The 23,755-nt window shown below is 68.3% G+C and carries 23 protein-coding genes; 8 read left to right on the plus strand and 15 right to left on the minus strand.

What is annotated here, in order from left to right; translation table 11 throughout:
• Positions 1-73 precede the first annotated feature (73 nt).
• From P7F68_RS10715 to thiS, 9 genes are all read right to left on the minus strand, one after another.
• Positions 74-754 (minus strand): SDR family oxidoreductase, encoded by a 681-nt coding sequence (locus P7F68_RS10715; protein ID WP_277833024.1) that lies wholly within the window; start codon positions 752-754, stop codon positions 74-76.
• Between the two features lie 154 nt (positions 755-908).
• On the minus strand, positions 909-1,631 hold the full coding sequence (locus P7F68_RS10720) for an alpha/beta fold hydrolase (RefSeq protein WP_277833146.1): 723 nt from the start codon (positions 1,629-1,631) through the stop codon (positions 909-911).
• A gap of 103 nt (positions 1,632-1,734) precedes the next feature.
• Entirely contained in the window at positions 1,735-2,874 is a 1,140-nt protein-coding gene (locus tag P7F68_RS10725; protein WP_002926107.1) for a toxic anion resistance protein, read from the minus strand.
• Between the two features lie 16 nt (positions 2,875-2,890).
• Positions 2,891-3,826, minus strand: coding sequence for a hypothetical protein (locus P7F68_RS10730; protein WP_002926108.1), 936 nt, complete (start codon positions 3,824-3,826; stop codon positions 2,891-2,893).
• Positions 3,827-3,950: 124 nt separating this feature from the next.
• The gene (locus P7F68_RS10735) at positions 3,951-4,580 is read right to left on the minus strand and encodes a YbhB/YbcL family Raf kinase inhibitor-like protein (protein WP_277833027.1); all 630 of its coding nucleotides are present in this window, start codon (positions 4,578-4,580) and stop codon (positions 3,951-3,953) included.
• A gap of 76 nt (positions 4,581-4,656) precedes the next feature.
• Positions 4,657-6,507 (minus strand): signal peptide peptidase SppA, encoded by a 1,851-nt coding sequence (gene sppA / locus P7F68_RS10740; protein WP_277833029.1) that lies wholly within the window; start codon positions 6,505-6,507, stop codon positions 4,657-4,659.
• A 54-nt stretch (positions 6,508-6,561) separates the two neighbouring features.
• Positions 6,562-7,296 carry a tRNA (guanosine(46)-N7)-methyltransferase TrmB gene (gene trmB, locus P7F68_RS10745; RefSeq protein WP_277833031.1) on the minus strand — a complete coding sequence of 245 codons (735 nt, stop codon included), beginning with the start codon at positions 7,294-7,296 and terminating at the stop codon, positions 6,562-6,564.
• Positions 7,293-8,078: a thiazole synthase gene (locus P7F68_RS10750; protein ID WP_002926116.1), complete on the minus strand. Its 786-nt coding sequence runs from the start codon at positions 8,076-8,078 to the stop codon at positions 7,293-7,295. The genes trmB and P7F68_RS10750 overlap by 4 nt, the downstream gene beginning before the upstream one ends.
• An 84-nt stretch (positions 8,079-8,162) precedes the next feature.
• Positions 8,163-8,366, minus strand: coding sequence for a sulfur carrier protein ThiS (thiS, locus tag P7F68_RS10755; RefSeq protein ID WP_002926118.1), 204 nt, complete (start codon positions 8,364-8,366; stop codon positions 8,163-8,165).
• A 195-nt stretch (positions 8,367-8,561) separates the two neighbouring features.
• Between thiS and metX the strand changes: the two genes are divergently transcribed.
• A complete protein-coding gene (metX, locus tag P7F68_RS10760; RefSeq protein WP_270068804.1) occupies positions 8,562-9,689 on the plus strand; it encodes a homoserine O-succinyltransferase MetX in 1,128 nt (375 codons plus the stop codon).
• Between the two features lies 1 nt (position 9,690).
• Complete coding sequence (gene metW / locus P7F68_RS10765) at positions 9,691-10,281, plus strand: methionine biosynthesis protein MetW (protein ID WP_002926122.1); 591 nt, start codon at positions 9,691-9,693, stop codon at positions 10,279-10,281.
• 63 nt (positions 10,282-10,344) lie between these two features.
• On the opposite strand, the gene P7F68_RS10770 is transcribed toward metW, so the two are convergent.
• On the minus strand, positions 10,345-10,662 hold the full coding sequence (locus P7F68_RS10770) for a hypothetical protein (RefSeq protein WP_002926124.1): 318 nt from the start codon (positions 10,660-10,662) through the stop codon (positions 10,345-10,347).
• 201 nt (positions 10,663-10,863) lie between these two features.
• Between P7F68_RS10770 and P7F68_RS10775 the strand changes: the two genes are divergently transcribed.
• The 5 genes from P7F68_RS10775 to P7F68_RS10795 are packed head-to-tail and all read left to right on the plus strand — an operon-like array spanning position 10,864 to position 16,122.
• Positions 10,864-13,023 (plus strand): putative bifunctional diguanylate cyclase/phosphodiesterase, encoded by a 2,160-nt coding sequence (locus P7F68_RS10775; RefSeq protein ID WP_277833037.1) that lies wholly within the window; start codon positions 10,864-10,866, stop codon positions 13,021-13,023.
• Positions 13,014-14,303, plus strand: coding sequence for an AmpG family muropeptide MFS transporter (locus P7F68_RS10780; protein WP_277833039.1), 1,290 nt, complete (start codon positions 13,014-13,016; stop codon positions 14,301-14,303). The genes P7F68_RS10775 and P7F68_RS10780 overlap by 10 nt, the downstream gene beginning before the upstream one ends.
• Positions 14,304-14,319: 16 nt before the next feature.
• Entirely contained in the window at positions 14,320-15,036 is a 717-nt protein-coding gene (locus tag P7F68_RS10785; protein ID WP_002926130.1) for an AzlC family ABC transporter permease, read from the plus strand.
• Complete coding sequence (locus P7F68_RS10790; protein ID WP_277833042.1) at positions 15,033-15,374, plus strand: AzlD domain-containing protein; 342 nt, start codon at positions 15,033-15,035, stop codon at positions 15,372-15,374. The genes P7F68_RS10785 and P7F68_RS10790 overlap by 4 nt, the downstream gene beginning before the upstream one ends.
• A gap of 25 nt (positions 15,375-15,399) precedes the next feature.
• Positions 15,400-16,122, plus strand: coding sequence for a uracil-DNA glycosylase family protein (locus P7F68_RS10795; RefSeq protein WP_002926134.1), 723 nt, complete (start codon positions 15,400-15,402; stop codon positions 16,120-16,122).
• A gap of 50 nt (positions 16,123-16,172) precedes the next feature.
• Here the strand turns inward: P7F68_RS10795 and P7F68_RS10800 are convergent, their stop codons facing one another.
• From P7F68_RS10800 to P7F68_RS10815, 4 genes are read right to left on the minus strand one after another with little or no spacing between them, the layout of a single operon-like run.
• Positions 16,173-17,546, minus strand: a complete 1,374-nt coding sequence (locus tag P7F68_RS10800; protein ID WP_277833045.1) for an ATP-binding protein — start codon at positions 17,544-17,546, stop codon at positions 16,173-16,175.
• The gene (locus P7F68_RS10805) at positions 17,543-18,205 is read right to left on the minus strand and encodes a response regulator transcription factor (RefSeq protein ID WP_002926143.1); all 663 of its coding nucleotides are present in this window, start codon (positions 18,203-18,205) and stop codon (positions 17,543-17,545) included. Before P7F68_RS10805 ends, P7F68_RS10800 begins: the two co-directional genes overlap by 4 nt.
• Complete coding sequence (locus tag P7F68_RS10810; protein WP_002926144.1) at positions 18,205-18,579, minus strand: PepSY domain-containing protein; 375 nt, start codon at positions 18,577-18,579, stop codon at positions 18,205-18,207. Before P7F68_RS10810 ends, P7F68_RS10805 begins: the two co-directional genes overlap by 1 nt.
• Positions 18,580-18,594: 15 nt before the next feature.
• The gene (locus P7F68_RS10815) at positions 18,595-19,557 is read right to left on the minus strand and encodes a YcjF family protein (protein WP_002926146.1); all 963 of its coding nucleotides are present in this window, start codon (positions 19,555-19,557) and stop codon (positions 18,595-18,597) included.
• A 219-nt stretch (positions 19,558-19,776) separates the two neighbouring features.
• On the opposite strand from P7F68_RS10815, the gene P7F68_RS10820 reads away from it, so the two are divergent.
• A complete protein-coding gene (locus tag P7F68_RS10820; RefSeq protein WP_277833048.1) occupies positions 19,777-20,688 on the plus strand; it encodes an ROK family protein in 912 nt (303 codons plus the stop codon).
• Between the two features lie 18 nt (positions 20,689-20,706).
• Here P7F68_RS10820 and P7F68_RS10825 read toward each other — a convergent pair whose 3' ends face one another.
• Positions 20,707-23,709 (minus strand): HD domain-containing phosphohydrolase, encoded by a 3,003-nt coding sequence (locus P7F68_RS10825; protein WP_277833050.1) that lies wholly within the window; start codon positions 23,707-23,709, stop codon positions 20,707-20,709.
• Positions 23,710-23,755: the final 46 nt, after the last annotated feature.

Consider the following 23,755-nt stretch of genomic DNA (forward strand, 5'->3'; position numbering starts at 1 on the left):
CCGCAGTTGTTGCAGCGCCCCGAGGGGCGGGCGCAGCTGGAAGGCTTCAGCGCGCGGCGGCCTGGAGCCTCGCCTACCGCCCCACCCAGCCGCCACAGACCGGAAACACCTGGCCGACGAAACAGTCCGCGGCCGGGCTGCACAGGTAGGCCGCGAACAGCGCGTCCTCGCGCGCAGACACCAGACGTCCCAGCGGCACCTCGCGGGCCAGCCGCTCCTGGAAGCGCGGGTTGGCCTGCACCTCGGGCGGGAAGTAGGTCGGGTTGTCGACGAAGTTCTGCGCGACGGCATTGACCTGCACGTTGTGCGCGGCCAGTTCCACGCCGATCGCCTGCACATAGGCCAGTTGCGCGCCGCGCGCGGCACTGTAGGTGGAGGCGCGCTTCATGCCGCGCAGGGCCGAGGCGCTGCCCATGAGCAGGATCTTGCCCGCACGGCGCTCGACCATGGCCGGCGCAGCGGCGCGCACCAGGCGTGGCAGCGGGTCGACCAGCGCAGCGAAGACGTCGCGCCATTCGGCATCGGTGACCTCGATCGCGGCGGTCGATGGGGCCTTGATGGCCAGGTTGGCGACCACGACGTCGATGTGCCCGGCCGCGCGCACCACGCGCTCGGCCGCATCGACCACGGCAAGATCATCGGCGCTGGCGACGACCTCCGCGCCCTGCTCGGCGAAGACTTCGCACAGCACGGGGCCCATGAAGGCATCGGCCTGGGTGATGAGGACGCGCTTGCCGGCGAGTGCGTTTTCCATGATCTGTTTCCCCCGCGTGGTTACAGCGCCGGCAAATTCGGGCTGCGTCCCCTTACTTATAGCAAGCAGACGCGCGCTCGGCTTGCGCTCGCGGCGGGCAGCGAAGCGCGCGAATCGGCACCATCGGGGAGAAACGGGCCGGTTCGGCTACGGCTCAGGGCAGCGCGCTGAGGAAGGACCTCACCATGGCAACGACTTCCGCCTCGCGCTCGCGATGCGGCACATGGCGCGTCTCGGCCATCAGCGCCAGCTGCGCCGGGCCGGCGCTGAGCTCGGCAATCAGCGCCGGATGCGCTGGGGAGCCGTACTCGTCGTCGATGCCGTGGATCACCAGGCTCGGACACTTGACCTCGGGCAGCACGACGCGCAACGACCAGGCCGCGAAGTCCGGGTGCAGCCAGGAGCCGATCCAGGCGTCGAGCACCCAGCGCGCCTTGTCACCGTGGTAGCGCGCGAGACGCTCGACCTGGCCGGGGTCCTTGAACAGCTCGCGCGCGTCCTCGATCCCCGCGACGGTGCGGTCCTCGACAAAGGCCTGGGCGGATTCGGTGATCAGCGCCGCACACGCTGTGGCGTGACGCGCAGCGCAGTTCACCGCCATGCCGCCGCCCACGCTGTGGCCGAAGACGATGAAGCGCGCGAGATCGAGCTGGTCGATGACGGCGACGAAATCGGCTTCGGCCTCACTGGCGATGAAGTCCTGCGCCAGCCTGCCCGGATGCGGGTCGGAGCGGCCGAAACCGAGGCGGTCATAGGCGAACACCTGGCGGCCAGTGGCCTTGCACAGCTCGGCAGGAAAGCCGCGCCACAGCTCGACGCTGCCGAGCGAGTCGTGCAACAGCACGATCGGCGCCCGCGCCGAAGGCTCGGTAGGCATCCAGCGGCGCACGAAGAGGCGGCCCTGGCGGCCGTCGACCCAGGCGTCCTGGCTCGTTGTGTGTTGTGGTTTCGCGTTCAAGCGGGAGTCCAGACAGGGAAGGTCAGCGTTGCGGGTCGGCGCGATTGCCCTCGTCCATGCGGCGGATCGCCTGCTCGCCCTGGCTGGCGAGCGCGGCGAGGCGGTCGATCTGGGCGTCGAGCCTGGGCAGGGCCTCTTGGCGGTAGCGCGACAGGTCGTCGATGGCGCCAATGACGTCGGCAAAGGCCTGCTCGAGCTGACCCATGTCGAGCATGGTCGAAGCGGCACGCTTCTGGATGTCCACGCCCTGGGTGCGCAGCGCCTGGGCGGTGCCGGCAATGAGTGCAGAGGTCGTGTCGTTGAGCGCTGCGACGCGGTCGAGCACCAGGCGCTGGTTGGCGAGGCCCAGCGCCACCGTGACGGCGACGTTGAGCGCCGACACCGTGACGTTGATTGCGCGGTCCACGCCACGGATCAGCTCGCGATTATTGCGGATCACCACCTCGAGCGCGAGCACGCCCTGCTGGCTCACCGCCACCTGTTGCTGCAGGTCGATGATGCGCTGGCGCAGCGGGAACAGGAGCTCCTCCTCGACGAAGGCGCGGCGCGCTGCGGGCAGGCCGGTGGCCGCGGCCTCGCGGGCGAGGCGGCGGTCGATCATGCGGCCGAGTTCGACCTGGCGCTCGAGCTGGGCGAGGATGGCGCGCAGGGACTGCTGGTCGTCGGCCAGGGTGAGATTGTCGCGGCGCAGCATGTCGGCACCGGCCTGCAGGTCGCGGATGATGGCGTCGAGTGCATCCTGTGCCTTCTCGTACTTCTGGAAGTAGCGCTGCATCGGCTTGCCGACGCCGGGGATGAAGGACAGCGCACGCGACAGGCCGTCGCCACTCAGCGTCTGGCGCGCAGGGTCGAGGTCCTGCATCTTGTCGCGCAAGGCCATCAGGGCCTGGGCCACCGGGCCGCCTTCGTCGCCCTGATGGGCAAGCTTGCGGATCGGCGCCTGCAGCATCTCGCTGCGCCAGGCGGCCTGGCGCTGCAACTCGACGCCCATGGTGTCGACCGCCTCGCGCTGGCGCTGCAGCTCGGCCTCGTCGACGGCGAGGACATCGCGCACGAAGGCGTCGGCGGTGGCGGCGAGTTGGGCGTCTTCGGGCGCCTCCGCAGGCTGGGGCGGCACCGCTTCGCGCGCGATGTCCTCGATCGGGGGCAGTGACAGGCTCATTGCAACACTCCTCGGTTCAGGGCTGGCGACCGTACAGACCGGCACGCTCGGCAAAGCGGCGCAGCTCTTGCAACGCCTGCTCCATGTTGCCCGCACTGCCGGACTGTGTGCGGCCAGTGTCGATGCGGGCGACCGCGACCGCAACATGGTCGAGCGCGGTGAGCGCGGCCTCATTGCCGGCGGCAATCTCGGCCAGCCGGCGCTCGGTCTCATCGGCAATCGCCAGCCGGCGCTGCAGCGCTTCGCGCTCGGTGGGATTGAGGCGCGCGGGGGCGCGCTCGAGGCGCTCGCGCACGAAATCGGCATCCAGGCCGGCGCTGCCGTGCACCAGCTCGACCATCGCACCCAGCCCGGCGCTGGCCTCGCGACCTACCTCGGCGACCAGGCCACGGGCGCGCTCGTAGGTGAGCTCGCGCGTATCGAACTTGTCGTCCAGCACGGCGAGCGCGCGCTGGTAGCGGGTGAACAGGCGGTCGGCCTGCACGGCGAGGTCGGGGCGGCGCAGGCCGACAAGCTCGCGCTTGACCTCCCACAGCTGCAGCACCACCGCATCGGCGTTAGTAGGCGCGAGGGCGGGATCGAGGGTAAGCAGGTCGCGCTCGCGGTGCGCCTGGGCCAGTTCGTCGCGCTGGCGCTCCCGGATAGCGGCACGTTCGCGCCCCGCCCGTGCCGCACGCCAGCGCCACCAGCGCCGCTCAAGGAAAAGCGCTGTCGGCACCGCGACCAGACCGGCGAGCCAGCCGCCCAGGCTGGCACCGAACCCACCCCACAGCGAGGTCAGGAACAACAGCATCGCCAGCGCAGGCATCGCCACCGCGTAACGCAGGATCACCTGCCAGCGCGTGGCAAGCTCTTCCGGCACGGCCAGGCGCGGATCGTACAGCCCGGCCACGAACCAGGGCACGAAGGTGACGAACAGGCCAAAGGCGAAGCCCTGCAGGAATTCGAACATCGATGCCTCCGCTTCCCGGCGCCCGGGTGCCCTCAGGTCGGTCCGTTCTTCGCCTCGGCGGGCGAGGCGCCCTGATCCGAGCGTTCGTTGTGGCGCCTGGCGATGGCCGTCTTCCGTCGCCCGCTCAGCCGCGCAAGGCGGGGTTGAGCGTATACGTGCCTGTCAGCTTCGCCTCGGCGAGCACATGGCCAGCAATCGCCGCACGCACGTCCTGGCCCGTGAAGCGCCCATCCACGGCACAACGCGGCACGTCCAGCGCGTAGAGCGTGAACACGTAGTGGTGGATGATCTCGTCGTTCCACGGCGGACAAGGGCCGTCATAGCCGTGGTAGTCGCCCTTCATCGCCTCGTCACCGGCAAACCAGGCGGTGTAGTCATTGACGCCGTGGCGTGCGCCGAGCGCAGTCTCGGGCCCGGGCTTGCCGCCGGGCGTGACCTCGCCCGAGAAATGGCCGGCGTCGATCGCGCGCAGGTCGGCGGGCAGGTCGACCACCACCCAGTGGAAGAAATCGACACGCGGCAGGCTGGCGGGCACGCTGCGCCCCTCCTGATTCACGTCGTCACCCTTGCTGGGCACATCGGGGTCGTGGCAGATCAGCACGAAGGACTGCGTACCCGCCGGCACCTCTGCCCACGACAGCTGCGGATTGCGGTTGCCGCCCAGGCAGACGTGACCTTCGTCGGCCGGAATGCAGAACGCGAACTCGCCCGGGATGGGGGCGCCGTCGGTGAAGCTCTGGCTGCTGAGTTTCAAGGCTGTCTCCTCGCTGGTTGAAGCTTGTTGGGAAGGCTGTTCGGCATCGCAGGCGCGCACATCACGGGGCCGCGCCTCAGGGCGCCTCGCACAGGCAGTGCAGGTACATGTGCTGAGGATCGTTCCAGCGCAGCAGTTCGCCCGCCGCGGTCTGCATCTCGTCGATGACGAGCGCGAGCGCCCCCGGACGCGAGCCACCGCCCAACTGCAGGCCAAGTTCGATGCCAAGCTCCTCGCCAGCACGCATCAGGCGGCGCAGCAGGCGCTGCTCGAAGGATTCGCGGGCCTCGGGCCACACCACCTCGTAACGCTCGATGCCTGCACGCCGCGCTGCCGCATCGACCGCCGCCTGCAGGCCACCGAGCTGGTCGACGAGGCCAAGCTCGGCCGCCGCTGCACCCGTCCACACCCGGCCACGCGCGACCGCATCGACTTCGTCGGGGGTCATGCCACGCGCCCGCGCGACCGTCTCCAGGAAGCGGCGGTAGCCGTGCTCGATGCTGAGCTGCATCGCATCGGCTGCCACCGGATCGAGCGGCCGGCGCGGGTCGAGGGCGCCAGCCAGCGGCGCGGTGGCCACGCCATCGACGCCGATACCCAGGCGGCGCAGCGGCTCCGCAAACTCGGGGAACATGCCGAAGATGCCGATCGAACCGGTCACGGTGGCCGGCGCCGCCCAGATTTCGTCGGCCCCGGCCGCAATCCAGTAGCCGCCCGAGGCGGCGACCGAACTCATCGAGGCGATCACCGGCTTGCCCGCCTGACGGGTGAGCTCGAGCTCGTGGCGAATGAGCTCGGACGCCCAGGCGCTGCCGCCGGGGCTGTCGATGCGCATCACCAGGGCCTTGATGCTGTCGTCCTCGCGCACCGAGCGGATCAGGCGCGCAAAGGTGTCGCCAGCCACGACGCCGGAAGGCTCCATGCCATCGACGATGGTGCCCTGGGCGACGATGACGGCGATGCGCTCGTCCGCGCTGTCTGCCTCCCGGCCGACCAGTGCCAGGTAGCGGCCGACGCCGATGCGGCGGATGTCATCATTGTCGGGATCCTTGCCGACCCGTTCGATGAGGCGGGCGCGCCATTCGTCGCGGGTGCTGAAACGATCGACCAGCCCGGCAGCCAAAGCCGCCTGCGCCGCATCACCGGCGCTCGCAGCGAGCGCGTCGCGGATACCGTTTACATGCGCGTCGACCGCCTCAGGGCTCAGCTTACGGCTGGCGGCAATGTCGTCGCGCATCACCTGCCACAGGCCTTGCAGCAGATCGCGCGAGGACTCGCGATCCTCATCGGACATGTCGCTGCGGGTGAAGGGCTCGGAGAAGGACTTGTACTCGCCGACGCGGAACACATGCACCTTCACGCCGAGGCGATCAAGCGCGTCCTTGAAATAGGTGCCGTAGCGCGCCAGGCCGCGCAGCAGCACGAAACCGTCCGCCGACAGGTGCAGTTCGTCGGCCACCGACGCAAGGTAGTACTGCGACTGGGTGAAGCGTTCGCCGCGCGCCAGCACGGGCTTGCCCGAGGTCTTGAAGTCCTCGATGGCGGCACGAAGCTCGGCGAGCTTGGACAGGCCACCACCAACCAGTTCGTCGGTCTCGATCACCAGCGCGGCAATGCGCTTGTCGTCGCGGGCCGCCTTCACCGCCTCGACCAGGTCGGCAAGCCGCATCTGGCCGGCCGGCGCGCCGCCAGCGCGCAGCAGCGCGAGCGGCGGCTCGAGCGCGGCCTGCTCGACGATCATCCCCACCGGACGCAGTACCAGCGCAGAGCCCTCCCGCACCGCCGGCTCGGGGCGCAGGAAAAAGGCGACGAGGGCGCCGATGCCGAAGATCATCAGCGCATAGAAGGCGCCGCGCACGACGAGGTCGAGCAGGCGCACGAACATGCGCAGCATGTTGAAGAGAAAGCGGAACAGGCCTCGTATCACGCCTTGGGGTCCTTGCTCGGATGGGTCGGTCGGGCTGCGTCGGTGGGGGCAGGATCAGTCGCTACGACGGCGATACACCAGGTCCCACACGCCGTGTCCCAGCCTGAGACCACGGTTTTCGAATTTCGTCAGCGGGCGATAGTCGGGTCGCGGCGCGAAACCGTCGGCGGTGTTCTGCAGCAGGGGTTCGGCCGAGATGATCTCGAGCATCCAGTGCGCGTAGTCCTCCCAGTCGGTGGCGCAGTGGAAGTAGCCGCCTGGAGCGAGCTTCTGCGCCACCAGGGCGACGAAGTCCGGCTGCACGATGCGACGCTTGAAATGCCGCTTCTTGCGCCAGGGGTCGGGGAAAAACAGATGCACACCCGCGAGCGCGCCGTCGGCGATCATGTCGCGCATGACCTCGACCGCATCGTGCTGCATGATGCGCAGATTGCCCAGGTTGCCCTCGGCGATCAGCTTGCACAGCGCACCCACGCCTGGGGTATGGACTTCGATGCCGAGGAAATCGCGCTCGGGCATCGCCGCCGCGATGCGCGCCGTGGTCTCGCCCATGCCGAAGCCGATCTCGAGGATCTTCGGCGCCTGGCGTCCAAAGGCCGCATCCAGATCGAGCGGCCCGACGCGGTAGTCGATACCCACCTTGGGCAGCACCTCGTCGAGGTAGCGCTGCTGCGCCTCGGACATGCGCCCCTGGCGCAGCACGAAGCTGCGGATGCTGCGGCTGGAGAAGCGGTGCTCGGGGCTGTCGCGGCCGATGATCTCGACCTGCGCGTTGTGCGTCTCGCTCATGAACCGATCAGCCCCTGGGTCGGCGAGCTCGGGTCGGCCGAGTAGAACTTGCGTGGCATGCGCCCGGCGAGGAAGGCCTCGCGTCCGGCCTCGACCGCCTTCTTCATCGCGCTCGCCATCAGCACCGGGCGGCCGGCGGCGGCGATCGCAGTGTTCATCAGCACGCCGTCGCAGCCAAGCTCCATGGCGATCGCCGCATCCGACGCGGTACCCACGCCAGCATCGACCAGCACCGGCACCTTGGCGTTGTCGATGATCAGGCGCAGGTTCCAGGGGTTGAGGATGCCCATGCCGGAGCCGATCAGCGAAGCCAGCGGCATGATTGCGCAGCAGCCGATGTCTTCCAGCATCTTCGCCTGGATGGGGTCGTCGGCGCAGTACACCATGACGTCGAAGCCATCCTTGACCAGGGTCTCGGCGGCTTTCAGCGTCTCGGGCATGTTGGGGAACAGGTTCTTGGGGTCGCCAAGCACCTCGAGCTTCACCAGGGCATGGCCGTCCAGCAGCTCGCGCGCCAGTCGCAGCGTGCGCACCGCGTCGTCGGCGGTGTAGCAGCCGGCGGTGTTCGGGAGGATGGTGAACTTCTCCGGCGGCAGCACGTCGAGCAGATTGGGTTCGCCCGGGTTCTGGCCGATATTTGTGCGGCGGATGGCGACGGTGACGATGTCGGCGCCGCTGGCGTCGATGGCTTCGCGCGTCTCGGCAAAGTCCTTGTACTTGCCGGTGCCGACGAGCAAGCGCGAACCGTAGGCCTTGCCGGCGATGACCAAGGGGTCGTTCATGATGGTATGAGCCTGTGCTGTTCCGTATTGTGGGGATGCGCGCGAGTGGCGCGCCTGGATCTTGTCGTGATCGCCGCGCCGGGCTCAGCCGCCGCCGACCGCGACGACAATTTCGAGCCTGTCGCCGTCGGCGAGTTTCACCTCTGCGTGACGAGCCTTGGGCACGATCTCGCCGTTGCGCTCGACCGCGAGGCGCTTGCCGGCGAGCCCGCGGGCCTCGAGCAGGGTGAGCACGGTGAGATCGGGAGCCAGCATCTCGGGCTGGCCGTTGAGGATGACCTGGATCATGGTGTTCGGAGGTATCGGCGGGCAAAAATCTTATCACGCCAGCGCGTTTGACTTTTGGCTGGCCCGGCGCTAACTTCCATCCACCTAGCGCCGATTTGATCAACAGCTTGCGGGCGCTCAACAAATACGGCTAAAGCGAGGGCACCCAGTCCGCGTTTGCAGCCGACTGGGTTTTTGTTTTTGCAGATGACGAAGATGATCCCTCCCCAATCGGTCGGCGTGGTCACGCCGCAGCGGGCCGAGTTCACCACGCCGCTTGCGCTGCGCGGCGGCGGCACGCTGGACAGCTACCACCTCATCTACGAGACCTACGGCACGCTCAATGCCGAGCGCAGCAACGCGGTGCTGGTATGCCATGCATTGTCGGGTTCGCACCATGTTGCCGGCACCTACGCCGACGCGCCGCACAACGTCGGCTGGTGGGACAACCTGGTCGGTCCGGGCAAGCCGCTCGACACGCGCAAGTTCTTCGTCATCGGGGTGAATAACCTCGGTGGCTGCTACGGCTCGTCCGGCCCCAACCAGATCAACCCCGCCACCGGCAAGCTGTGGGGCGCAGACTTCCCCTTCGTCACCGTCGAGGACTGGGTCGAGTCACAGGCTCGCCTGGCCGACCAGCTCGGCATCCGCCGCTTCGCCGCGGTGGTGGGCGGCTCGCTCGGTGGCATGCAGGCGATGTCGTGGGCGCTGCAGTATCCCGAGCGCGTCGGCCATGTGGCGGTGATCGCCGCCGCACCCAAGCTCACCGCGCAGAACATCGCCTTCAACGAGGTGGCGCGCCAGGCCATCCTGACCGACCCCGAGTTCCACGGCGGCCACTACTACGAGCACGGCGTGGTGCCGGCGCGCGGGCTCAAGCTGGCGCGCATGGTGGGCCACATCACCTACCTGTCCGACGATTCGATGGCGGAGAAATTCGGCCGCAGCCTGCGCCACGGCCGCAACACCTACAGCTACGACGTCGAGTTCGAGATCGAATCCTACCTGCGCTACCAGGGCGACAAGTTCGCCGGCTACTTCGACGCCAACACCTACCTGCTGACCACCAAGGCGCTCGACTACTTCGACCCCGCTTTCGAATACGGCGGCAACCTGGACGCTGCCCTGGCGCGCGCCACGGCCGACTTCCTGGTGGTGTCCTTCACCACCGACTGGCGCTTCTCGCCCGCACGCTCGCGCGAGATCGTCTACGCGCTGCTGCACAACAAGCGCAACGTCAGCTACGCCGAGATCGACTGCCCGGCCGGCCACGACTCCTTCCTGCTCGACGAGACGCGCTACCACAAGCTGCTGTCGGCCTGGTTCGACCGCATAGAGGCATAAGATGACTGCGTACCGCTACGACTACGACGTGATCACCCAGTGGATCGAGCCCGGCGAGAAAGTGCTCGACCTCGGCTGCGGCGACGGCGAACTGCTGCGTCACCTGATGGAGGTCCGCCAGGTCCAGGGCTATGGCGTGGAAAACGACCCCGACAAGCTGCTCGGCAGCGTGAGGAACGGGGTGAATGTGATCCAGATGGACCTGGAAAAAGGCCTCGTCGGGCTCGAAGACGGCTTCTTCGACCACGTCATCATGAGTCTGTCGCTACAGGCCATGCACAACACCCAGGGCATCCTGCGCGAAATGCTGCGCGTGGGCCGCGAGGCGGTGGTGAGCTTTCCCAACTTCGGCTACTGGCGCCACCGCCAGAGCATCCTGAACGGCCGCATGCCGGTATCGGAGAGCCTGCCGCACCAGTGGTTCAACACGCCCAACGTGCGCTTCTTCACCATCGCCGACTTCGACGCCCTGTGCGAGATCAATGGCATCGCGGTGCGCGAGCGGCTGGCCTTCGACGAGGGCAAGCTGGTGCTGGAGGAACCCAACTTCCTCGCCAGTGTTGCGGTCTACCGGCTCGGCCTCGAGCGCTGAAACGAACTGCGGGGGCAGCCGCCCCCGCAGTTCCTTACCCGCAGCAGCCGGGTGACCTGTCGTTCAGCCCACCACGAACGAAACGACGTCGACACGAACGGCAGGACGGTCAAGCGCCGCCGCAACGACGACGGCAAACTTCTTGGCCCACTCGGCGCCCTGCTCGAAACGGCTCTCGCCGCCGTACTTGGCCACGTTGAGGATCATGTCGAGCACGAGCACCTTGCCCATCGGGTTCGACGGCGTACATTCGAGCGCCTCGAACTCCTTGGCCAACCAGCCACGCGCCTGATCCTTGGTCACGGCGGCAACCTCGCTCTCGTGCAACGAGAACTCATACTCACGCTCGGCGCCGAAAACGACGGTCACGTTATAGGACATGCAGACTTCCTCCTCGAAGCATTGGGTTCGACTGCGCGCATTGTTGGGGCAGATCGCCCCTGATTGCAAGAAAAGTACGGAATTGTGTTGACCTTGTCCGCTTCCGCCCTCCGCGGGTAACAGCCACCCCTTCATCGGCACGCTCTGGCAAACTGCCGGCGGGCGCATACGCGCCCCACCCGAAGACGCCCTCTAGCCGCCATGCCGCATCAAACCCCGGACCCCTCGCTGCCCGCCGAGCTGCAGATCGCCTACCTGGGCGGCGTGCTCGACCACCTGCCGCAAGGCATCAGCGTGTTCGACGCCGAACTGAAGCTGCTGTACTGGAATGCCCACTTTCTCGAGGTGCTCGACCTGCCCGCCGACGCGGTCCATGCCGGCGTACCGTTCGAGGATCTGATCATGTTCCCGGCTTCGCGCGGCGAGTACGGCCCCGGCGACCCGGTCGAACATGTGCGGGCGCGCAAGGCACTGGCGCTGCGCTTCGAAGCACATCGTTTCGAGCGCACCCGGCCCAACGGACGTACCCACCTGGTCTCGGGCGAACCCCTGCTGATCGACGGCCAGCTGGCCGGCTTCATCACGACCTACACCGACATCACCGACCGCAAGCGGATGGAAGAGGCGCTGCAGATCAGCCATGCCCGCCTCAGGAGCATCATCGACAACATCCCCGGCGGCGTCACGCTGTTCGACGACAACCTGCAGCTGCTCGCGTGCAACGATATGCTGCGCCGACTGCTCGATTTCCCCGACGCCCTGTTCGCCAATGGCCTGCCCTCGCTCGAGACGCTGTTCCGCTTCAACGCCGAACGCGGCGAGTACGGACCCGGCGACCCCGAGATCATCGTACGCGACCTTCTGGCGCGCGCGCGCCAGCGCATTCCGCACATCTTCGAGCGCGTGCGCCCGGACGGCACCGTGCTGCTGATCCAGGGCCAGGCACTGCAGGATGGCAGCTTCGTCACCGTCTATACGGACATCACCGAGCTGCGCCGGGCCGAGGAGCGCCTGAACCATCTCGCCCACCACGACCCGCTCACCGGGCTCGCCAATCGCCTCACGCTCGACGAACACATGCGCATGCGGGTCGCAGAGGGCACGCGCGACCAGCGCCGCTTTGCCGTGCTCTTCCTCGACCTCGACCGCTTCAAGACCATCAACGACTCCCTCGGCCACCAGATGGGCGATGCCTTGCTGGTGATGGTTGGTCGTCGCCTGCACGCCGCGGTGCGACAGACTGATCTCGTCGCGCGCCTGGGGGGCGACGAGTTCGTCGTCGTACTGAGCGCGGTCGAGCAGGAAGCGAGCATCGCCCACGTCGCGGCGAAGATCCTTACCGCGCTCTCCGCGCCCTACGTCGTCAATGGCGAAGTGCTGCACGCGCCCCCCTCGATCGGCATCAGCGTGTTCCCAGACGACGCACAGGACGCGGTCTCGCTGCTGCGCAACGCCGACACCGCCATGTACCACGCCAAGGCCCAGGGGAGAGCCAACTACCAGTTCTACTCCGAAGAGCTCAACCGCTCGGCGATGGCACGCCTCGATCTCGAGCGCAAACTGCGCAACGCCGCTGCAGGCGGTGAGTTCGAGCTCTGGTACCAACCCCAGTACCGCGCGTGCGACGGCCAGGCGATCGGCGTCGAGGCCTTGCTGCGCTGGCGCCACCCTCAGGACGGATTGATCCCACCCGACCGCTTCATCCCCATCTGCGAAGACAACGGGATGATCCTCGACATCGGCCGCTGGGTCATGGAGAAAGCCTGCGCTCAGCTCGCCAGCTGGCGCAACGCCGGGCTTGCGCCACTGCGCATGGCGATCAATGTCTCAGCCCGCCAGCTGCGCGACACGCGCATCATCGATCTGCTCAGGGCGCAGATCGAGCGTCACGGCATCGGACCGGGCGAACTCGAGTTCGAGGTCACCGAGAGCAGCGTGATGGAGCGGCCCGACGAAGCCGCTTTCATCCTCGGGCGGATCAAGGCGCTCGGTGTCAGCCTGGCGATCGACGACTTCGGCACAGGGCATTCCTCGCTCGCCTACCTCAAGCGCTTCCCACTCGACCGCCTGAAGATCGACCGCTCCTTCGTATCGGACATCGAGCACGATTGCAACGACGCGGCCATCGTCTCCGCAGCCATCTCGCTCGCCCATGGGCTCGGCCTCGAGGTCGTCGCCGAGGGCGTGGAGTCCGCCGTGCAGTGGGCGCAGCTGAAGGCACTTGGCTGCGACGAGCTGCAGGGCTATCACTTCTCGCGCCCGTTGCCGGCCGAGCAGCTCGAACCGCTGCTGCGCGCCGCGCTCAACCTGCCTGCAGCCGGGGCGACACCTGCTGGCCCCCAGGATCCCGCATGCCCCTAGCCCGTCCCGCCTGGCTCACCGCCCTGCTCAACCGGCGGATGCTGATCTGCATCTTCACCGGCTTCGCTTCGGGCCTGCCGCTCTACCTGCTGCTCAACCTGGTGCCGGCCTGGCTCAAGACCGAGGGCCTGTCGCTGAAGGCGATCGGCGCCTTCGCACTGATCCAGTTCCCCTACACCTGGAAGTTCCTGTGGGCGCCCCTGCTCGATCGCTACGGCATCCTGCCCTGGCTGGGGCGGCGGCGCAGCTGGATGTTCGTCTCCCAGCTCGGCCTGCTGGCGTCCATCGCCTGGCTCGGCCAGCTCTCCCCGGTCGACCACCTGGCGCTGGTGGTCGGCCTCACGGCCGCGCTGGCGCTGCTGTCGGCGACCCAGGACATCGCGCTCGACGCCTTCCGCCGCGAGATCCTGCCCGATGCCGAGTTGGGGCTGGGCAACGCGATCCACGTCAACGCCTACCGCATCGCCGGCCTCGTACCAGGCTCGCTGTCGCTGATCCTGGCCGACCATCTGCCGTGGAGCCAGGTGTTCGTGATCACCGCCGCGTTCATGATCCCCGGCCTGGCGATGACGCTGCTGGTGAAGGAGCCACTCGCCGCGGCCGGCACGCCGCGCACGCTGCGCGACGCCGTGGTCGAGCCCTTCCGCGAGTTCTTCGGCCGCCACGGCGTGCAATCGGCGCTGCTGGTGCTCGCCTTCCTGTTCTTCTACAAGCTCGGCGACTCGCTGTGCACCGCGCTCGCCACGCCCTTCTACCTCGACATGGGCTACAGCAAGACCGAGATCGGCGTCATCGCCAAGAACGCCGGGCTGTGGCCGATGGTGATCGGCGGCATCCTCGGCGGCATCTGGATGCTCAAGCTCGGCATCAACCGCGCGCTGTGGATCTTCGGCGTTGTGCAGTTCGTCACCATCCTCGGCTTCGTCTGGATGGCCTGGCTGGGCCCGGGCGAGTCCACGCCGGCACGGCTGGTGGTGCTCGCCACGGTGATCGCCGGCGAGGCGATCGGCGCCGGGCTGGGTACCACCGCCTTCGTCGCCTTCATGGCGCGCAGCACGCATCCGGCCTACACGGCCACCCAACTGGCGCTGTTCACCAGCCTGATGGCGGTGCCGCGCACCTTCATCAACGCCACCGCCGGCTGGCTGGTCGAAGCGCTGGGCTGGACCAACTTCTTCTGGCTGTGCTTTGCGCTTGCGGTGCCGGGCATGCTGCTGCTGTTCAAGGTCGCGCCCTGGCACGGCGATCGCAGCCCGCGCACGGAAGCCGCCACCGCCTGAAGCCACCGTGACGTCCGTGCGCCTCCCCTCCCGTCTCGGCGAGTTCCTCGCTGGCTGTCGTGACGAATCGCCGCTGCTGCTGGGCGTGGCGCCCTTCGGCATGATCTACGGCATCGCCGCACTCGCCGCCGGCGTGCCGGCCTGGATCGCGCAGCTGGCCTCGGCGGTGGTCTTTGCCGGCGCCGCCCAGCTCGTCATCGTACAGATGCTGGCAGCGGGCGCAGGCTTCGTGCCGATCGCGCTCACCTCCGGCCTGCTCAACCTGCGCCACATGCTCTATAGCGCCTCGATGGCGGAATACGTGCGCCACCTGCCGCGGCGCTGGCGCCTGTTGCTCGCCTACGTGCTTACCGACGAGGCCTATGCGGTGGCCGTGCTGCGCTACCAGCGCCGCGACGCGCCGCCAGCGGACGCGCCCGACTACCGCCACTGGTACTTCCTTGGCGCCGGCTTCACGCTGTGGGTGGGCTGGCAGCTGTCGACCGCCGTCGGCCTGGTGTTCGGCGCTACCATCCCGCCCGAGTGGGAGCTGGACTTCGCCGTGCCGCTCACCTTCATCGCGCTCCTCACCTTGCTGCTGCGCGAGCGTGCCGGCCAGGCCGCCGCCGTGGTGGCCGGTGCGGGGGCGCTGCTGTTCGCCGCCCTGCCCTACAAGCTTGGCCTGGTGGCGGCGATCCTGCTCGGCCTGGTGGCCGGGGCATGGACGGTGCATCGGCTGGAGCGCGCACGATGAGCAACACCGGCCTGCTCCTGCTGCTCGGCGTCGTCGGCGTGCTCACCTACCTCTATCGCTACGCAATGATCGGCCTCTTTGCCAGCCGCAGCCTGCCCGGCTGGCTGCATGCGCTGTGCCGCCACATCGCACCGGCGAGCTTCGCTGCACTGACCGCAAGCGCACTCTTCGTCACCGCCGGCGAAGTCACATTTGCCTTCGACACGCCGCGCCCTTGGGCGGCTCTGGTCGCCGTGCTGGTGGCCTGGCGCACCCGTAACGTGCTTGCGACCATCGCCGCCGGCATGGCCGCGCTATACCTTTTCAAGTTCCTCGCCAGCCTGCTGCTCGCCGGCTGATCCCCACCCGACCCAACAGCCACTCATGACCGCACAGCCCCTGATCGACGCAGCCCGCAGCCTCTCTGCGCGGGTAGATGCGATGCGCTTCGCGCCCCCCGTCAGCCATGTCTACAACCCGCTCGACTACGCCTGGGCGGTGCACCAGCGCTATCTCGAGCGCTTCGGCAGCGGCCGCAAGCGCGTCGTCTTCGTCGGCATGAACCCCGGGCCCTTCGGCATGGCCCAGATCGGTGTGCCCTTCGGCGAGATCGCCAGCGCGCGCGACTGGCTCGGCCTGGAAGGCCCGGTCGGCCAGCCGCGCGAGACCAACCCCAAGCGCCCGGTCGAGGGCTTCGCCTGCGCGCGCTCGGAGGTCAGCGGCCAGCGCCTGTGGGGGCTGTTCCGCACCCGCTTCGGCACCCCCGAGGCCTTCTTCGCCGAACACTTCGTCGCCAACTACTGCCCGCTCGCCTTCTTCGAGGGCGGTCGCAACCTCACCCCAGACAAGCTGCCGGCGGCCGAACAGCGCCCCTTGCTGCAAGCCTGCGACGAACATCTGCGTACCCTTGTCGACACCCTCCAGCCCGAATGGGTGATCGGCATCGGCAACTGGGCGGAGAAGCGTGCCAGCGAGGCACTCGCCGGCACGGCAGGGCTCAGGTTCGGCCGCATCCTGCACCCCAGCCCGGCCAGCCCCGCCGCCAACCGCGGCTGGGCCGAGGCAGCGACGCGGCAACTGCAGACACTGGGAATCTGGGCCAACTGATCACGAACCGGCAAGGCTGCGCAAGCCAAAGGCCGGCGCAGCATGGTCATTCAAGGCGCCAGCGGCAACCTCAGCAGCGCCCGCACCCCCCCCGATGGCGAGGGCTCGAGCACGACCTCCCCTCCATACAGGCAGGCGAGGTCGCGCACGATCGCCAACCCCAGGCCCGAGCCGTCAACCTGTTCGTCGAGACGCACACCACGGCCGAACACCGCCTCGCGCACGGCTGCCGGCAGGCCAGGTCCATCGTCGTCGATGCAGACCTGTAACTGCCCCCCGCACTCGGACGCGCTGAGCTCGACGCGCGTCTTCGCCCATTTGCAGGCGTTATCGAGCAGGTTGCCCAACATCTCCTGCAGGTCCTGTGCCTCACCGCGGAAGGCGAGCGAATCGGAACACGCCAGCAGTTGCAGCCGCAGATCACGCTCGGCATACACCTTCGCCATCAGGCGCTGCAACCCCTCCAGTACCGGGCGCATGGGCGTGCGCTGCCCAGGAACGCCGACGGCTGCTGCTGCACGCGAACGCGCCAGGTGGTAATCGACTTGGGTTCGGGCAAGTCCGACCTGCTCGCGGACGAGGCGGGCAAGCCCCCCATCGGCCGCATCGGCCGCGTTCGCAAGAACGGTGAGCGGGGTCTTGACCGCGTGGGCGAGGTTGCCGGCTTGGGTACGCGCCCGTGACACGAGCTCCGCATTGCGCGCGAGCACGGCGTTGAACTCGTCGACCAGAGGTTGGATCTCGACTGGGTAGCGGCCATCGATCGCTGCGCTGCGCCCATCGCGGACCGCCGCCAGGGCTTCCCTCAGGCGCTGCAGCGGACGTAGGCCGAGGCCGACCTGTACAACGACGGCGAACGCCAGCCCCAGGACGAGTAGGGCCAACGCAACGGCAAGAAGCCGGTTCAAGCGCATCACCGGTGCATCGACGAAAGCCGCGTTGGCGGCGACGATCAAGCGCAGCGGGGCATCTGGGGTCGCTGCCGGCCTCAGTACACGCTCGATCATGCGTAGCGGCTCACCGTCGGGCCCCTCGACACGATGTACATGGACCTCGCCATCGACAAGCTCGTCACCGGGGACGAACAGCACCACGTCCCACAGCGAGCGCGAGCGCAGCAGGCCGCGCCCCTCCGCAGTCAGATCATCGATCTGCCAGTACAGCCCCGAGTAAGGCCGTGCAAAGCGCGGGTCGCCAAGCGCCATGCGCAGAGCGGCACGGCCGGTGGCATCCACCTCAAGCTGGGCCGCCAGTTGATCGAGATGAGCGCTCAGTTCCACGTGAAACTGCCGCTCCACATGCTCGTGGAAGAGGCGTGCAAGGCCCCAGCCGGCGACAAGCACCGCCACGCTCGCCCACATCAGGGTGCCAACCAGCAGCCGCAGACGAAGGGAATCCCGCCAGACGGGTCGGACAGGCGTCATGGCGGACACACGAGCCGATAGCCCAGGCCACGCACGGTCTCGATCAGCTCGGGCGGCAGCTTCTTGCGCAGGCGGGCAACGAAGACCTCGATGGTGTTCGAGTCGCGATCATGGTCCTGGGCGTAGATATGCTCGGTAAGCTCGGTGCGCGACACCACCTCGCCGCGGTGGTGCATCAGGTAAGCGAGCACGCGGAACTCGTGGCTGGTGAGGCCAAGCAGCTGGCCGTCCACCGTGACCCGCCCGCCACGGGTGTCGAGGACCACCGCACCGCAGCGCAGCTCGGGGCTCGCCTGCCCTGCCGCACGGCGGATGAGCGCACGCACGCGGGCGAGCAGCTCTTCCATATGGAAGGGCTTGGTCAGGTAGTCGTCGGCACCGGCGTCAATTCCGGCCACCTTCTCGTGCCAGTCACCACGCGCGGTCAGGATCAGCACCGGCATACCCACGCTGGCCGCGCGCCAGCGCTTGAGCACGCTCAGCCCATCGACCTGAGGCAGGCCGAGATCGAGCACCACGGCATCGTAGGCCTCGACCTCCCCCATGAAGCTCGCCTCGCGGCCATCGGCCGCACTATCTACCACATACCCCGCCGCCTCCAACGCAGCACGCAGCTGCGCGTTCAGAAGAGGCTCGTCTTCCACGACCAGGATGCGCATCAGCGTCTCTCACCGTGACCGCGCTCGGGCCTGACATCGCGCCCCTTGAGCTTGAGCAGGGTACCGTCACGGGCGTCGAGCTCGAGCTCGAGCATCTCGCCACCGCCTCGCAGCAGCTTGAGCTCATACACCCAGCGCCCGTCCTCACGCTCGAGCTCGACCTCCAGCACCTGCCCCGGATAAGTGAGCTCGACCTGCTCAAGCAACACGCGTAGCGGCATCACCTCGCCGGCCTCGAAGGCACGCCGCGCGCGCTCATGGTCGTCACGCCCGTCAGCCCTGCCGGCGGGCGCCACGGCAAGCGCGGCACAGCCGAGGCCCACCGCCAGCAGGCGATGTCCAAGCTGGCGCCGGGTGATGTCTACTGCTGCCATGGTGCCGCCCTCCCCCTATGCACGCAGTTCGGCCATCAAGCGACCGAGGTCGATGCTGCGCGCCTGCTCGGCGATCGCAGGGGCATGACTCGACTGCAGCCCCCTGGCCTGGTCGTAGAGGCTGGCGAAGGTCTGCTTGAGCATCTCCGCATCCAGGGTCCGGCCGCTGCCGTAATAGCGCTGCGCCACCTTGCCAATGGCCCAGGTGGTGGCAAAGGAGAAGCCGGAGCCTGCGACCTGGCTGCCGATGGCACGGCCTGCGCCGCCAAACACCTTGCCAAGGACACCGCCGAGCAGCTTGCGGCCGAACTGCTCGACGTACTGCCCGGTCATGCCCACGCCGAGGGTGGCGAGAAAATCGCGGATGTGGCCACGGTCGAGCTCGTAGCCATGCGCCTTGCCGATGCGATACACGAGGCGGATCTGCAACGGGATGATCGCCATCGAGGCCATCGACTGCGGCAGCAGTTCGAGCGCGCCGTTGAGGATGGCGGCGTTGAGCGTCATGCGCTCGAGTTCGGCCGCATCCGGAACCACGGACGCGGCAACCCTTGGCGTAGCGCTGGGGACCACATCGTAGCCGGGCAGGACACCTTCGAGCGGTGCATCGGCCACCGCCTCCGCCTGCACGACACTTTGCTGCGCAGCAGCAGCCTCCAGGCCCAGCGCCGCTGCCAGGCGCGCGAGGAAGGCGCGCTCGTCCGCGTCGTGGCTACCGTCGGCCTCGCACACCCCAAGCGCGAGCTCGAACGCAAGCTGGCGCAAGCCAGGCTCGGAGAGTGCAGCAACCGCCTCTTCCAGGACGACGCGCCCGAGCAGCACGTCCTGGTACAGCGCAATGAAGTCGATCTGTGTCTCACGGCTCAACGACTCGGCCACCTTGCGCACGTGCTCGCGCTCGTCGGCGCTCTGGTGACCATCTGCGAAGGCCGCCATCAGGCAGATGGCGACGAGGGAACGGGTCTGCTCGGGATTCATGAGGGCTCCTGGAAGGATCGCGGACGTCGGTACTGCCGTCGCAGGGGCACGGCGGCATCATCAGGCAGCGAGATTATGCGCCTGCACCTGAACGCTGGATGAATGGTCAACGGGTCTGCGGCCGGCGACGGGTCTGACTGAGCAACACGAAGCCGCAGCCGCCGCTGACGACTGCGGAATTGGCGATAATCCTGCCCTCGGAGCAACCGGACGCAGGCCATGATCCGCATCGGCATAGACCTCGGCGGCACCAAGATCGAACTCGTCGCGCTTGCCGACGATGGCCAGGTCCTGTGGCGCCAACGCATCCCCACCCCGCAGGGCGACTATGCGGCGACCCTGCACGCCATCGCCGACCTGGTACGCCAGGCCGAAAACGCAACGGGCGCCACGGCCACGGTGGGTATCGGCACCCCCGGCTCGCCCTCGCGCCCTAGCGGCCTGATCCGCAACGCCAACTCGACCTGCCTCAATGGCCGCCCGCTGCAGGACGACCTGCAGGCCCTGCTCGGGCGCGAGATCCGCCTCGCCAACGACGCCAACTGCCTGGCGATGTCGGAAGCGACCGACGGTGCGGGGGCCGGCACCGGCACGGTGTTCGCCGCCATCCTGGGCACCGGCGTAGGGGGCGGCATCGTGGTCGATGGTCGCCTGCTCGTCGGCGCCAACGCCGTCGCCGGTGAGTGGGGGCACAACCCGCTGCCGCTGCCCACGACCACCGACCTGCCCCTGCCAGACTGTTACTGCGGTCGCCACGGCTGCATCGAAACCTACCTGTCGGGCCCCGGCATGGCGGCGGACCACCTGCGCCACCACGGCCAGACATTGGAAGCGGCCGCCATCGCCCGCAACGCCCAGGCGGGAGATGAGGCCTGCACGGCGACACTGGCGCGCTTCGAGGCGCGCCTGGCGCGCGCGCTGGCCGGGGTGATCAACCTGCTCGACCCGGACGTGATCGTGCTCGGCGGCGGCCTGTCCCGCATCGCACGCCTGTACGACAACGTCCCGCGGCTGTGGATACCGCACGTGTTCTCGGACCACATCGCCACCCGCCTGCTGCCGGCCCGCCACGGCGATGCCTCCGGCGTGCGCGGCGCAGCCTGGTTATGGCCGGCCGCGCGTCGGGTCTGATCGGGCTGCGCCTGCAACTCATGTGGCAGGGAAGCCGGCAAGCAGCGCATCGATATCGACGGCATCGATCTGCGCCTCGGTCATGAACCGGCGTGCATAGACAAGATGGCTTCCGGAGCGCAGGAAGAGCGCGAACAGGCCAGGATCGACATGGCCCTCGCGCGCCATGCGCGCCATGATGGCAAGCGCTTCGGACAGGGTCTTGCCCGCCTTGTAGGGCCGGTCACGCGCGGTCAGAGCCTCGAAGATGTCGGCTACCGCGATCATGCGCGCCGGCAGGCTCATCTGCGTACCATCCAGGCCCTTGGGGTAACCGCTCCCGTCCATCTTCTCGTGGTGCGAGGCCGCCACCTCGGGCACCTCTACCAGATGCCGCGGCCAGGGTAGCTGGCGCAGCATGATCTCGGTACGGATGATGTGGGCGTTGATCAGGTAGCGCTCCTCGTCGGTAAGCGTGCCGTAGCGCACGCCGAGGTTGTGCAGCTCACCGAGGTCGAGCTGCCAGTGCGGCGCTTGCATGCGGAACCCCCAGGGGTTGCCTTCCTCGAAGCGATCCTCGGGGCGACGCGGGACGCGGTGCTCGGCGCGATCGGCGAGCACCGGTTCGGCGCATGGCAAGGCGACCTCGCCCTCGGCAAGCTTGCGCGCCAGCTCTTCGCCCGACACGCCAAGACGGTCATCGAGCGTTCTCGTCCAGGCGCGCCCGGCGATGCGATGCAGGCGCGCGACGTCGGCCTCGGCCATCGCCTCGACACCCTGGTTGCAGCGCGCGACGAAGGCAAACTCCTCGTCGAGCACGGCGAGTTCCGCATCGCAACGGCGTCGCCGCTCGGCGGCCTCGGCGCCGGCAAGAATGTCCTGCAGGCAGCGCAGCTCCGCCTCGCGCTTGAGCACCTCGAAGCGCATGCGCACCTCGTGGATGCGGTCATAGAGTGCGTGCAGCTTGGTCGCCTTCTCGACCACATACTCGGGCGTGGTGATCTTGCCGCAATCGTGCAGCCAGGCGGCGATACGCAAGGTTTCCCAGCCTCCCTCATCGAGGCTGAAACCAGCGTAGGGGCCGCTGCGCGCATCGCAGGCGGCCTGAGCAAGGAGACGCGCCAGCTCGGGCACCCTCGCACAGTGGCCGCCCGTGTGCTGGCTCTTGGCGTCAATGGCTCCCGCGACCATCCGCACCAGCGCCTCGAACAGCGCTTTCTGGGCGGCGATCAGCGCCCTCGCCTCCAGCGTCACTGCAGCCAGCCCAGACAGCGCACCGATGAAGGCGAGCCGGTCATCGTCGGCGGGTGCATCGAGCAGCAGCAGCATCGCCCCCACCAGTTCATCCTGGCGGTTGAGCAAGGGCACGGCTATTGCGTGCGATACCCCGAGCGCCGTGGCCTGCGCCTGCAGGCCGAGCGCCTCCAGGTCGTGCGTGGTGAGTGCGGCAGCGCGCGGCGCGCTGGCAGCGAGCGCCGCCGTCATCAACGGGCCGACGCTGCCGAGCGCACGTGCCGCAACCATCGACCGCCCTTGCGCACGTGCCAGCCCAGGCTGCCCGGCCTCGGCGTCCGTCGCCGCCCACGGCGCGGTCTCCGGCAGGGGGCGGCCTTCGCCATCGAGAGTCACGGCCGGCGCGAGGTGCCCGTCCGCAGCGAGATAGAGCACGCCGCCCTGTGCACGCGTTGCCGACAAGGTCTCACCGAGCAGGCGTGGCAGCAAGCTGTCGAAATCGGGCTCGCCCGCCACCACCGTGTTCAGTTCCAGGAAGCGACGAATGGTGAGCCGCATCCCGTCCATGGTGTCGCCCAGTACCGCCACCTCGCGGATACGCGAACGCGGCACCCCGACCTGGCCGAAGTTGAAGCGGCGGATGGCTTCGGCCTCGGTTGCCAGGACACGCAGCGGACGGGCTATCTGCCGTGCCAGGGCCCAGGTCAGCGGTACCGCAATCAACAGCACGAGCGCAGTCACCATCAGCGCGGCGTCGCGTTGCCGATGCGCGAGCGCCATCAGCTCGCGCTCGGGAATGGCGGTGACGATAAGCTGCGCGGCGCTCTCATCCAGCTGCAGCACGGCTGCACTGAGCAGCCAATTCTCGCCGTCCGCGGCATAGCTGCGCACCAGATGCCCCTCGGGTGCGGCCAGGGCGGCAGCAACGAGCTTGTCCTGGCCCGCGAAGGCCGGGTGCGCGAGGTCTCCAAGAGTGGGCAGGCCGGGCGCATCGTCCGGGCCCGACCGTGTGACCATGAGGCTGGTATCGTCCTGAGCCATGACACGCCCTTGCTCATCGACCAGCGCCAGGCGCGTGCCGGGCGTGACCCGCTGCCGCATCAAGTCCTCACCCAGGGTGTGCAGCCGGATGTCGGCGCCAACCACCACGTCCTTGCCCGCCACCCTGCGGGCAAGTGTTACACCCACCTCACGATCCGAGAAGAACAGATAAGGCGGCGTGACCGACAACTGGCCGGCCTGCGGCGCATGCCTGAACCAGGCGCGGTAGCGTGGATCGAAGTCGCGCGGGTACGTGGGCCGCTCCGATTCGGCGAGCAATGCGAGCCCCTTGTCAAAGTAGAGGTAGCGCCCGCGCATGACGCCGCCGTCGCGGTCGATGCTCTGCACCAGGAAAGCCGCATCGGCTGGCGCAGCGAAACGCGCGCGTTCGGCATCGCTCGCCAGGCGGCGAACAAAGAAGAACTGCCCATCACCGTAGCCGACATACACCGAAGACAGCGCCGTCGAGCCCGTCAGTACCGCACGCATCGCCGGCAAGCGACGCAGGCGCTCGTCCAGCGTCCCGGCCTCGGCAAGCTCATCCTCCTGCAGCAGACGCAGCGCCATGTCCGCGGGCCGCAGCAGCAGATGCAGATTGCCACGAACCTCACGGTTGATGCGTAGCGAAAGGTCCTGCGCGACGGATGCCATCATGTCGCGCGCCAGATGCTGGCCGATCACGGCCAACAGCCCCCCCACCAGCAGGACGAGTCCGAGCGCAAGGGCAAGGACATGAGTGTGCAGCGGAAAAGTTCGTCCCATGTGCATGACCCGCTCCTTTTGCAGGCATCGTCGCCCCACTGCGACCCACGGG

The organism is Thauera mechernichensis (assembly GCF_029588855.1).
Classification (GTDB): domain Bacteria; phylum Pseudomonadota; class Gammaproteobacteria; order Burkholderiales; family Rhodocyclaceae; genus Thauera; species Thauera mechernichensis.